Origin of the sequence: Enterobacter sp. UNJFSC 003 (assembly GCF_036903355.1) — a bacterium.
Taxonomy (GTDB): Bacteria; Pseudomonadota; Gammaproteobacteria; order Enterobacterales; family Enterobacteriaceae; genus Enterobacter.
The window spans coordinates 1-240 of record NZ_JBAKHK010000327.1; the positions used below are offsets into that span (position 1 = coordinate 1).

General features: G+C 53.3%; 1 pseudogene. It reads right to left on the bottom strand.

What is annotated here, in order from left to right:
• Positions 1-240: pseudogene (aceE, locus tag V5P19_RS24395) on the bottom strand (pyruvate dehydrogenase (acetyl-transferring), homodimeric type); the annotation flags it as partial.

A 240-nucleotide genomic window follows, 5' to 3' on the forward strand; every position in this document is an offset into this window, starting at 1 on the left:
ATCCTGCTCGTTGCGTGCACGGAAGAAGTGGTTAAAGCACACATCATAAATGGTTGCGGAAGACTGGAAGGACGCCATATGGCCGCCCAGTTCGAGGTCTTTTTTCGACGCACGCAGCACCGTCATGATGGCGTTCCAGCGGATAGCTGAACGAATACGGCGTTCCCGTTCCAGATTACCCGGATACTCCGGTTGTTCTTCAACGGGGATGGTGTTGATGTAGTTGCTGATACCTGTGCC